Annotated in this window: 11 protein-coding genes; 4 read left to right on the top strand and 7 right to left on the bottom strand. The window is 59.6% G+C overall.

Annotated features, from left to right (window positions below):
* Positions 1–6 precede the first annotated feature (6 nt).
* Both N8H71_RS26130 and N8H71_RS26125 read left to right on the top strand, forming a co-directional pair.
* Positions 7–573, top strand: a complete 567-nt coding sequence (locus N8H71_RS26130; protein ID WP_262196203.1) for a peptidoglycan binding protein CsiV — start codon at positions 7–9, stop codon at positions 571–573.
* Positions 574–584: 11 nt separating this feature from the next.
* Positions 585–3,275, top strand: a complete 2,691-nt coding sequence (locus N8H71_RS26125; RefSeq protein WP_262196202.1) for a DEAD/DEAH box helicase — start codon at positions 585–587, stop codon at positions 3,273–3,275.
* A gap of 100 nt (positions 3,276–3,375) precedes the next feature.
* On the opposite strand, the gene N8H71_RS26120 is transcribed toward N8H71_RS26125, so the two are convergent.
* The 3 genes from N8H71_RS26120 to N8H71_RS26110 form a co-directional block, all read right to left on the bottom strand.
* Positions 3,376–4,113, bottom strand: coding sequence for an S-methyl-5'-thioinosine phosphorylase (locus tag N8H71_RS26120; RefSeq protein WP_262196200.1), 738 nt, complete (start codon positions 4,111–4,113; stop codon positions 3,376–3,378).
* Between the two features lie 13 nt (positions 4,114–4,126).
* Positions 4,127–5,125 (bottom strand): beta-N-acetylhexosaminidase, encoded by a 999-nt coding sequence (gene nagZ, locus N8H71_RS26115; protein ID WP_262196214.1) that lies wholly within the window; start codon positions 5,123–5,125, stop codon positions 4,127–4,129.
* Between the two features lie 170 nt (positions 5,126–5,295).
* Positions 5,296–6,003 (bottom strand): TetR/AcrR family transcriptional regulator, encoded by a 708-nt coding sequence (locus tag N8H71_RS26110; protein ID WP_007953037.1) that lies wholly within the window; start codon positions 6,001–6,003, stop codon positions 5,296–5,298.
* Between the two features lie 230 nt (positions 6,004–6,233).
* Between N8H71_RS26110 and lexA the strand changes: the two genes are divergently transcribed.
* Entirely contained in the window at positions 6,234–6,842 is a 609-nt protein-coding gene (lexA, locus tag N8H71_RS26105; protein ID WP_007953044.1) for a transcriptional repressor LexA, read from the top strand.
* A gap of 10 nt (positions 6,843–6,852) precedes the next feature.
* Positions 6,853–7,326, top strand: coding sequence for an SOS-induced cell division inhibitor SulA (gene sulA / locus N8H71_RS26100; protein WP_262196199.1), 474 nt, complete (start codon positions 6,853–6,855; stop codon positions 7,324–7,326).
* 86 nt (positions 7,327–7,412) lie between these two features.
* On the opposite strand, the gene N8H71_RS26095 is transcribed toward sulA, so the two are convergent.
* The 4 genes from N8H71_RS26095 to N8H71_RS26080 form a co-directional block, all read right to left on the bottom strand.
* Positions 7,413–7,646, bottom strand: coding sequence for a hypothetical protein (locus tag N8H71_RS26095; protein WP_007953047.1), 234 nt, complete (start codon positions 7,644–7,646; stop codon positions 7,413–7,415).
* 106 nt (positions 7,647–7,752) lie between these two features.
* Positions 7,753–8,277, bottom strand: a complete 525-nt coding sequence (locus N8H71_RS26090; RefSeq protein ID WP_262196198.1) for a DUF6586 family protein — start codon at positions 8,275–8,277, stop codon at positions 7,753–7,755.
* A gap of 174 nt (positions 8,278–8,451) precedes the next feature.
* Positions 8,452–11,082, bottom strand: coding sequence for a type I DNA topoisomerase (topA, locus tag N8H71_RS26085; protein ID WP_262196196.1), 2,631 nt, complete (start codon positions 11,080–11,082; stop codon positions 8,452–8,454).
* Positions 11,083–11,196: 114 nt separating this feature from the next.
* Positions 11,197–11,433 carry a DUF1653 domain-containing protein gene (locus N8H71_RS26080; protein ID WP_065260700.1) on the bottom strand — a complete coding sequence of 79 codons (237 nt, stop codon included), beginning with the start codon at positions 11,431–11,433 and terminating at the stop codon, positions 11,197–11,199.
* Positions 11,434–11,505 lie beyond the last annotated feature (72 nt).

Here is an 11,505-nt window from a genome sequence, read left to right as displayed (position 1 = left end):
CGCCAAATGCGCCTGTTCCGCTCTCTGACTTTGCTGCTGACATTGGTAGCCCCTTCGGTCTTTGCTGATGACCTTTATCAGGTCGAAATGATTCTGGTGCGCCAGAACGCAGTTCCGGCGATTGTCAGCCGCGCCGCACCCGAAGACTGGGCGGCCGGTGCCCAACGTTTGGGCGATGACAGCAAACGCACCCCAGCGCTGAACGACGTAGTGACCAAACTCACCGCCAGCGGCGAGTACAGCGTGCTGATGCACAAGGCCTGGCAACAGACACTCGGCGAAACGCCGGCGAAGGTCGCGGTCAGCGAAGGTCAGGAGCAGTTCGGCCAATTCCCGATCGAAGGCACGATTGAAATGAAGCTCGGGCGCTTCACCGACGTGAACGCCGACTTCTGGGTCAATCAGATCGACGCCAACGGCATGGTCACCGCCAGCGAGCGCCTGAAACAGGACAGCCACACCAAGAACGGCCAGCTCAACTACCTCGACAATGGCCATCTGGCCCTGCTGATCAAGATCACTTCACTGACGGCGCCCGCGCCTCGGGAAGCGCCTGAAGTCGTTCCGGACTGATAGAAGTCCTTATGTCTTCGCCTCTGAGCAAACCGCTGGCATCCTCTTGGGTCAGCCGATTCAAGGAACAAAGTCTGGAGCGTGGCCGCCGCTACGCGCTGGAAAACCGGGTGCGGATCGTGCAGGTCGGCGATGCGACCATTACCGCCAGCTGCGAAGGCTCTGGCGGTAATGTCTACCGTCAGACGATTCATCTACGTGAGTCAGCCAAAGGCACGCTGCTGATGGTCGACGCCACTTGCACATGCCCGGTGCACAGCAACTGCAAACATTGCGCGGCGGTGCTGCTGCAAGTGCAGGAAACCCTCGAATACCCCGCCGCCGCCAAAGACGCCGAACTGCTGGAAAAACTCCAGGCCGTGCTGGAAAACCGCAGCCCGAAGGCGCCGCCGCAAGTGCTGGTGGACAATGTGCAACCAGTGCCGCGCCTGTGGCTGGCGAGCGTCGAGTTCAGCGCGTTTGAACCGCGCAACGGCAAGATGCAGCGTTACATCCAGCACCGTGCGGCGCTGTCCTTCAGCTACCTCGACGAATACGTCAGCGGCCAGAAAAACAGCGACATCCTGATTCGCCAGGAAGCCCAGACCCTGCGGGTCAAACGCCATCCGGATGTCGAGCAAAGCTACCGCGAGCAGCTGCGAATCCTCGGTTTTCGCATCGCCACCCGGCAGAGCAAGGCCCTGCCGGAAAGCGCCGGCGAACTCTACGAGATGGTCAACGACAGCGCCTGGCTGACGTTCACCCTCAACGATCTGCCGAAGCTGCGCACCCAGGGCTGGGAGCTGCTGGTCGACGATGAATTCGGCTTCGACCTGACTGCCGTAGACGACTGGTACGCCACCGTAGAGCAGACGCCGGAGCGTGACTGGTTCGATCTGGAGCTGGGGATCATCGTCAATGGCGAGCGCCTGAGCCTGCTGCCGATCCTGCTCAATCTGATGCGCTCGCACACGGAAATCCTCAACCCGGAACGTCTCGCTCGCCGTCGCGACGATGAACTGATTCTGGTGAACATCCCGCAACGCAACAGCGAGCACGGGCCGTTGCAGGTCGCCCTGCCCCTCGGCCGGCTGAAGCCGGTGCTGGCAACCCTTGGCGAGTTCTATCTACAAGAGCCCGGCGAGACCACCCTGCGCCTGAGCAAGGCCGACGCCACGCGCCTGAATTCGCTGGAAGGCATTCCCCTGCTGTGGGAGGGTGGCGAGCAGATTCGCAGCTTCGCCCAACGCTTGCGCGACATCCGCGATTACAGCGCCAAAGCACCGAAGGGACTGAATGCAACGCTGCGCCCTTATCAGCTCGAAGGCTTGAGCTGGATGCAGTCGCTGCGGCAACTTGAGGTCGGCGGGATTCTCGCGGATGACATGGGCCTGGGTAAAACCCTACAGACGCTGGCACATATTCTCAGCGAGAAGAACGCCGGACGCCTGGATCGGCCCTGCATGGTGGTGATGCCTACCAGCCTGATTCCCAACTGGCTCGATGAAGCAGCGCACTTCACGCCACAGCTCAAGGTTGTCGCCCTGTACGGTGCCAGCCGTAAAAAGCATTTCGAGCATCTGGCCGAATATGACTTGATCCTCACCACTTATGCGCTGCTGCCCAAGGATGTCGAACGTCTGGCCCGGCAGCCACTGCACGTGCTGGTGCTGGATGAGGCGCAGTACATCAAGAACCCGAACAGCAAAGCCGCCCAGGCAGCCCGCGAATTGAACGCTCGTCAGCGTCTGTGCCTGAGCGGGACGCCGCTGGAAAATCACTTGGGCGAACTGTGGTCGCTGTTCCACTTCCTGCTCCCCGGCTGGCTCGGCGACGTCAAAAGCTTCAACGCCGATTACCGCGTGCCGATCGAAAAGCGCGCCAGTGAAGTCAGACTTCAACACCTCAACGGTAGGATCAAACCGTTCCTGCTGCGCCGCACCAAGGAACAGGTCGCGACCGAGCTGCCGCCGAAAACCGAGATCATCCATTGGGTCGAACTCAACGAAGCGCAGCGCGACGTGTACGAAACCATGCGCCTGGCCATGGACAAGAAGGTTCGCGACGAGATCACCCGCAAAGGCGTGGCGCGCAGTCAGATCATCATTCTGGAAGCACTGCTCAAGCTGCGGCAGGTTTGCTGCGATTTGCGCCTGGTCAATGACGCCACCCTGCCCGCTCGCGGCAGCACCTCAGGCAAGCTCGACAGCCTGATGGAAATGCTCGAGGAGTTGTTTGAGGAAGGCCGGCGGATTCTGCTGTTTTCGCAATTCACTTCAATGCTGTCACTGATCGAGGACGAGCTGAAAAAACGCAATGTCGCCTATGCACTGCTGACGGGACAGACCCGTGATCGGCGTACACCAGTGAAGGAATTCCAGAGCGGCAAGCGTCAGATCTTTCTCATCAGCCTGAAGGCTGGCGGCGTGGGTCTGAACCTGACGGAAGCGGATACGGTGATTCACTACGATCCGTGGTGGAACCCGGCGACCGAGAATCAGGCAACCGACCGCGCGTATCGCATTGGTCAGGAAAAACCGGTGTTCGTCTACAAGATGATTGCCCGGGGCACGGTCGAAGAGAAAATTCAGCACTTGCAGCGGGAAAAATCCGACCTGGCGGCCGGCGTGCTGGATGGGCGCAAGGCCGGGGACTGGAAATTGCAGAGCGATGATATCGAGGCGCTGTTTGCACCGCTGCCGGACAAGCTTGAAAAGCGCTGAGATTCTCAGCGTCAGCAGGAAAGCCATCGCTAGCAAGCTCGCTCTCACTGGACTTGCGTAAATCCTGTGGGAGCGAGCTTGCTCGCATCTGACGCCAGACTCAGCCTTTGAGCACCCGCGCCAACGTCGACTTCACCTTGCCCATGCCATCGTGCAACGCCTGCTCGATCTCGGCCATGGTGATCACTTCAGTGGTCTTGCCCGCTGCCGGGTTCACCACCAGCGACAGGCAGGCGTAATCCAAATCCAGCTCACGGGCCAGCGCCGCTTCCGGCATGCCGGTCATGCCGACGATATCGCAGCCGTCACGCTCCAGCCGTACGATCTCGGCCACGGTTTCCAGACGCGGGCCCTGAGTGCAGGCATACACACCTTGATCGCTGTATTCGCAGCCCTCAGCGGCCAACGCAGCAATCAGTTGCTGACGTAGCGGTTCGCTGTAGGGAAAGCTGAAGTCGATGTGTGTGACATGTTCCAGATCATCCGCGAAATAGGTGTGCTCACGGCCGCTGGTGTAGTCCACGATCTGATGCGGCACGCAGAAATGTCCGGTGCCCATTGCAGGATGAATCCCGCCCACGGCGTTGACCGCGATGACCGCTTCGGCTCCAGCCTGCTTCAACGCCCATAGATTGGCGCGATAGTTGACCTTGTGCGGCGGGAAGCGATGCGGGTGACCGTGACGAGCGAGGAACAGCACTTCCTTGCCGGCGTATTCGCCAATCTGAACCTCGGCCGATGGCGCGCCATAAGGCGTATCCACCGCCAGCGACTGACGAATGCTCAGGCCTTCCAGCTGGGTCAGGCCGGTGCCGCCAATGATTGCGTAAACCGTCATAGCGAAAAAATCCTTAATCGATCAGTTGAGCGTCTTTGAGCGCGCCGACAGCGGTCAGCCAGCGCGGATCCTGACGGTATTCGGTGTTGGCGAACGCCTGACCGCACATACGTGCGATCCGCGGGGACGGCTTGACCTTCATGCGCTGCGCGGCGCTCAGGGCCAGTTCGGCGGCTGCTCGGTCGTTGCACACCAGGCCCATGTCGCAACCGGCACTGAGCGCGGCTTCGATACGGCTGGCGGCGTCGCCCACTACATGCGCGCCGGCCATCGACAGGTCATCGCTGAAGATAACGCCGTCGAACTGCAGCTCACCGCGCAGGATGTCCTGCAACCAGCGCCGGGAGAAACCGGCGGGCTGTGCGTCGACTTGCGGATAAATCACGTGAGCCGGCATGACGGCGGCCAGTTGCTTTCTGAGCCTGGCGAACGGCACGAGGTCGTTGGCGCGGATCTCTTCGAGGCTGCGCTCGTCGTTGGGGATTGCGACGTGGGAGTCGGCTTCCGCCCAGCCGTGGCCGGGGAAATGCTTGCCGGTGGCGGCCATACCGGCGCTGTTCATGCCTTTGATGAAAGCACCGGCGAGTAGCGCGGCGCGCTCCGGATCGCCCTCGAACGAACGGGTGCCAACTACAGCACTGCGCTGGTAATCCAGATCCAACACAGGAGCAAAACTCAGGTCGAGTCCGACTGCCAGCACTTCAGTAGCCATGATCCAGCCGCATTGCTCGGCCAGATACTCGGCGTTCGGGTTGTCAGCGATGGCGCGCATGGCTGGCAATCGGACGAAGCCCTGACGCAGACGCTGAACGCGACCGCCTTCCTGATCGACAGCCAACAGCAAGTCCGGACGAATGGCACGGATCGCCGCGCTCAGCTCACGCACCTGACGCGGATGCTCGATGTTGCGGGCAAAGATGATCAGGCCGCCCACTTCGGGCTGGCGCAACAATTGGCGATCTTCAGCCGTCAGCCAGGTACCGGCGACGTCCACCATCAACGAGCCTTGCAGGCCAGCAGTCATAGAGATTCCTTGAAAACGAAAAACCCGTCGCCCACGAAATCACCAGCTGGGGCATGGCCCGGCGGGTTGGTGATTTCAATGAGGGACGGGTTCAGAACGAGAGTCGACATGGGCGGCTAGCTTAGCGGATGTCAGCTGCCGCGCCCACCCATGGACGGTTAAACCTTGGCAGGTGCCGGTGCGGACTTGCTGCGTGGTCGCAACTGCGCAGTGGCCATCGCCGTGTCGGTGACGCCGGTTTCGGCACGCATGCCGGCTGCCAGGAACGGCACCATCAGACGCATCACCTGCTCGATGGAGGTGTTGACGCCGAAATCGGTCTCGGCAATCGCACGCAGGGCCTTGATACCCGACATGCTGAATGCTGCGGCACCGAGCATGAAGTGCACGCGCCAGAACAGTTCGATAGGAGGAATGCGCGGTGCAGCTTCGTTCACCAGCAACATGTAGCGACGGAAAACCTTGCCGTACATGTCCTCCAGATAACGGCGCAAGTGACCCTGACTCTGACTGAATGCCAGACCGAGCAAGCGCATGAAGATCGACAGATCGTTGCCGCTGCGTGGCTGAACCACTAGCGCTTGCTCGACGAGAATTTCCAGCAGCTCTTCGAGCGAAGGCTTGTTCTCTGGTTTGGCCTGGCGGCGCTCCAGCTCTTTGTCGAGGCTGATGCAGAACGGACCGAGGAAGCGCGAGAAAACCGCCTGGATCAGCGCCTTCTTCGAGCCAAAGTGATAGTTCACCGCAGCGAGGTTGACCCCTGCCTTGCTGGTGATCAGACGCAATGAGGTTTCAGCGAAACCTTTTTCCGCGAACAGCTGTTCTGCAGCATCAAGAATGCGTTCAACGGTTTCCGACTGGGCCATGGCTACTCCGCCTGACAAACACTTGTTTGAAACATACGTTTCAGCCTATGCCTTGTCAAGCCTGCCAGTTCGTTTTGGGAATGGTCGGTCAGTTATTTAACCACAACAAGGACGCCACATTAATCAGCGTCGTCACTGACCGTCCGGCGGCATGGCAAAAAACGATCATTGCCAAGACTGCTTCACTGTATATAATCCCAGTCACTGTATAAAAAGACAGAGCGATCAATATGCTTAAGCTGACGCCACGCCAAGCCGAGATTCTGGCCTTTATCAAACGCTGCCTCGAAGACAACGGCTACCCGCCGACCCGTGCGGAAATCGCTCAGGAACTGGGATTCAAATCGCCCAACGCGGCCGAAGAGCACCTCAAGGCACTTGCCCGCAAAGGCGCGATCGAGATGACTCCCGGCGCCTCTCGCGGCATTCGCATCCCTGGCTTCGAAGCCAAGGTCGACGAATCCACCCTGCCGATCATCGGTCGAGTGGCTGCCGGCGCGCCGATTCTCGCCCAGCAGCACATCGAAGAGTCCTGCAACATCAATCCGGCCTTCTTTCATCCACGTGCCGACTACCTGTTGCGCGTCCACGGGATGAGCATGAAGGACATCGGGATTTTCGACGGCGACCTGCTGGCGGTTCACACCACCCGCGAGGCACGCAACGGTCAGATCGTGGTTGCCCGGATCGGCGACGAAGTCACCGTCAAACGCTTCAAGCGTGACGGCAGCAAAGTCTGGCTGATTGCCGAAAACCCCGAGTTCGCCCCTATCGAAGTCAACCTGAAAGACCAGGAACTGGTCATCGAAGGCTTGAGTGTCGGCGTCATCCGCCGCTAAAGGAGGCTTTATGCAGTTCCCACACGTACCTCAGCAAACACAACTGCCGTTGTTCGAGGCATTCCTGGCACAACCGCTTGCCCCCATCCTCAAGGATGTAACCGAGCGTACATGGAATGTAGAACCCGAAGCATTCAGTGAACTGTCACTGCGTGGCGCGGCCGGGAACTGCCTGAACCTGCTGGCACCGATTCTTCGCGAATTGAGTGAGGATCAGGACGCACGCTGGCTGACCCTGATTGCACCGCCAGCCAGCCTGACCCAGACCTGGCTGCGGGACGCAGGATTGAATCGCGAACGCATCCTGCTGTTACAACCGCGCGGCGCTCAAAGCGCTCAGCAACTGGCCTGCGAAGCATTACGCCTGGGCCGCAGCCACACGGTCGTCACGTGGCTAAATCCACTGAGCGCAGGGGCGCGGCAACAACTGATCAGCGCCGCCCGCACCGGGGACGCTCAAAGCCTGAACATTCGTCTGGGGTGATTCAGCAACAATGCGCGCCATGTAAAGCGCTGGGCTTCTCCAGGGATAGAGAAGCCGATCTGGAGCAGTAACTGACAGACAGCGGATCAATGAAGAACCCGCGGCCCCTCATCCTTATCGAATTCGCCTTCAACCATACGCCCTGCCATTTGCACGCCGACGCTCAACATCGCTTTGGCAATTTCAACGTGCTGCCCCTGCAGAAACGCCTTGGCATCCTCGGAGAAATCCAGAGTCACCAGAGAACCCTCGTCCTCGGCCCTGCGCAGTTCGATTCGGCCGTCTGGTAGCTCGACAATTTCTAGAAAGGACGTTGGCATATAGGTCTGTTCTCCACGAAAGGCAGGGATTATATAGACATCATTCAGGCTTCGCTCAGGATCTTGACCAGCAGCACGCCTCTCGTCGCCGCCAGTCCACAGTTCCTCAGCACTCGTTCAAGCCTTCACGGAAACGGATCGCCAGCCCCTTGAGGTTCTGCCGCCAGCTTTCGAGCTCTTCACGGCTCAACTCTTCAACCACCTCTTCCTCATCCAGATTCACGGCTTGAATCAACGGCTGCGTCACATCGCCCTTCGGCTTATGTGGCACCCGTGGCGGCTGAAACAGCGCCGAGTGTGCAGCCAGCAACTTAGACAGCCAGGTCTCCGGATTGCCCGCCAGCTCAATCATCTCCGCCAACTCCGGAATGGCAATCGACTCCAGCACTTCGCGGGTCAGCAGGGATTCCGCCCGCGACGCACTGGCTTGCGGCAGACGGTAGAAGCCGGCGATTTCATGACACAGCCCCAACAACGCACCGTAGAGATGAAACAGTGCGGATTCGCGCCCGGCCTGAATCAGCGCCAGCGAATTCATCGCCCGCCCCTCTTCGGCCCTGGCCAGCGCTTCCAGCGACAAACCCGCGAAATAGATCTTCTGATTGGTACGGGTATAGAGTTCGTGGGCCATGTCGGCACTCTCCACAACGAAATAATTGCTTCACACAGGCCGGACAGTGTCATGGATCAGCCGATCCGACCGCAAGCTTTAAACAAAAAGGCCGCATGAAAACCCGAAGGTTGTCATGCGGCCTTTTGTTGTATTGGGCCGATAACATCAGCCCATTACAAGGTCAGAGTCAGTTCAAGCCTTGGCTTTCGCCGGACGCTTGTCTTCGACCGTCCACTTGCCACCGTCAAAGAACGCTTTCCAACCAGTCGGCTTGCCGTCGACTTCGGTCTGGACGTATTGCTCCTTGGTCTTGCGGCTGTAGCGGATCACGGCTGGCAAACCATCCGGATCTTTCTGCGGCGCGTCGCACAAGAAGTGGTACTTCGGATCGATCTCGTCCTTGTGCGGCAGAATTTCGATCACCAGCGGAGCACGGGTCTCGCGGTTTTTCGGGAATTGGCTGGCGGCCAGGAACAGACCGGATGCACCGTCACGCAGGATGTAGGTGTCGTTGACCTTTTCGCATTTCAGCTCAGGCATCTTCACCGGATCCATCTTCGGCGGCGCCGCATCACCGCTCTTCAGCAGCTTGCGGGTGTTCTTGCACGTCGGGTTGGTGCAACCGAAGAACTTGCCGAAACGGCCGGTCTTGAGCTGCATCTCGCTGCCGCATTTGTCGCATTCCAGGCTCGGACCTTCGTAGCCCTTGATGCGGTAGCTGCCTTCTTCGATTTCGTAGCCGGCGCAATCCGGGTTGTTACCGCAGATGTGCAGCTTGCGCTTCTCGTCGAGCAGGTAGGCGTCCATCGCTGTGCTGCAGATCGGGCAGCGATGCTTGCCGCGCAGTACCAGGGATTCCGACTCACCCTCGTCGTCCGCCGCAATTTCATCGCCCGGCACCAGGTTGACTGTCGCCTTGCAGCGCTCTTTAGGCGGCAGGCTGTAACCCGAGCAGCCGAGGAACACGCCGGTCGACGCAGTACGAATCTGCATTGGACGGCCGCAGGTGGTGCACGGAATGTCGGTCATCACCGGCTGATTGGCACGCATGCCGGCTTCCGGATTCTCCGCCACTTCGAGTTTTTTCTTGAAGTCGCCGTAGAACTCGTCCAGCACGTTTTTCCAGTCGCGCTCGCCTTGGGCGACGTCATCGAGGTTCTCTTCCATGCCGGCGGTGAAGCCGTAGTCCATGAGGTTCGAGAAGCTTTCCGACAGACGCTCGGTAACGATGTCGCCCATCTTTTCCGAATAGAAACGACGGTTGTGCAGGGTCACGTAGCCGCGATCCTGAATGGTCGAGATGATCGCTGCGTAGGTCGAAGGACGGCCGATGCCGCGCTTTTCCATTTCCTTCACCAGGCTGGCTTCCGAATAACGGGCCGGCGGCTTGGTGAAGTGCTGGGACGGATCGAGCTTGATCAGCTTCATCACGTCGCCCTGCGCCATGTCGGGCAGAACGTCATCGTCGCCAGGCTTGGTGATTTGCGGCAGCACGCGGGTGTAACCGTCGAACTTCAGGATGCGGCCCTTGGCGCGCAGCTCGAAGTCACCGGCAGCGACGCTGACGGTGGTCGACAGGTATTGCGCCGGCAGCATCTGGCAAGCCAGGAACTGGCGCCAGATCAGCTCGTAAAGGCGCTCAGCGTCGCGCTCCATGCCGGCCAGCTTGGCTGGCGTGGTGTTGGCGTCGGAAGGACGAATCGCTTCGTGAGCCTCTTGTGCGCCTTCCTTGCTGCTGTAGACGTTCGGCGACTCCGGCAGGTACTTCTTGCCGAACTCGGTTTCGATGTAATCGCGCGCCATCGCCACGGCATCAGCCGAGAGGTTGGTCGAGTCGGTACGCATATAAGTGATGTACCCGGCTTCGTAGAGACGCTGGGCCATCATCATGGTTTTCTTCACACCGAAGCCCAGGCGGTTGCTCGCGGCCTGCTGCAGTGTGGAGGTGATGAACGGTGCCGAAGGCTTGCTGCTGGTCGGCTTGTCTTCACGCTTGACGATGCTGTAGCTGGAGGATTTGAGCTTCTCCAGCGCGGCCGTCGCCTGCGCTTCGTTCAGCGGCTTGAAGGCTTCGCCCTTCTCGCGAGCCACTTCGAAACGCACGGTCGAGCCTTTGGCGGTGCCGAGGTCGGCATGCACTTCCCAGTACTCTTCCGGGTTGAACGCACGAATCTCACGCTCACGCTCGACCACCAGTTTCACCGCAACCGATTGCACGCGACCGGCGGACAGGCCACGGGCGATCTTGGCCCACAGCAGTGGCGAGACCATGTAGCCAACGACACGATCGAGGAAACGACGGGCCTGCTGCGCGTTCACTCGATCGATGTCGAGTTCGCCCGGCTCCGAGAAGGCTTCCTGAATCGCCTTCTTGGTGATTTCGTTGAACACCACGCGCTTGTAGCGGCTGTCGTCACCACCGATGGCTTCGCGCAGGTGCCAGGCAATGGCTTCCCCCTCGCGATCCAAGTCGGTTGCGAGATAGATGGTGTCAGCATCCTTGGCGAGCCGGCGCAGCTCTTCGATGACCTTTTCCTTGCCCGGGAGGATCTCGTACTTGGCTTTCCAGCCATGCTCGGGATCGACACCCATGCGCGAGACCAGCTGCTTGCGCGCCTTCTCTTTCGGCGACAGCGCTGGCGCTTCGCCCGCAGCAGCCTTGCCGCGCTTGGCGGCAGGCTCCTTGCTGGCGCTAGCCGAACCGCTGGTGGGCAGGTCTCGGATATGGCCGATACTCGACTTCACCACGTATTGGTTGCCCAGATACTTGTTGATGGTCTTGGCCTTAGCCGGGGATTCCACAATGACCAGCGATTTGCCCATGGATCAGAAAATTCCTGAATTCTAGAAGTGAAAGGCGGTTGGCGCCTGACGCGGCACCGCTATATATAGTGGCTACAAGGTGAGGTCAAGCGCAGGGTTTTGCGCGCACTCGCCTTACGGCTTCGAAAAAAGGCTCGGTTCGGCTTGCACCAAAGCAAAGCGTGGGACCCGCTCCCCGTCAACCTCGACGGACTCCAGGAACATGCTCAAGGGACGTACCCAAAAGCCGTAATCGCCATACAGGGCTTGGTAAAAGACCACTTCTTCTTCGGTCTCGGAATGCCGCGCAACACTGAATACGCGGTACTGCGGACCTTTGTAATGTTGGTAGAGCCCAGGTTGTATCGGCATGCTTCGGCCCTCACTCAAATTTTTTCAAAATAAAAACAAAAATAAATCCGCAAAAACAAAAACCGGGGCACT

Source organism: Pseudomonas koreensis (assembly GCF_025447595.1).
GTDB lineage: Bacteria > Pseudomonadota > Gammaproteobacteria > Pseudomonadales > Pseudomonadaceae > Aquipseudomonas > Aquipseudomonas koreensis_H.
This window is presented reverse-complemented; position numbering and strand designations above follow the sequence as displayed.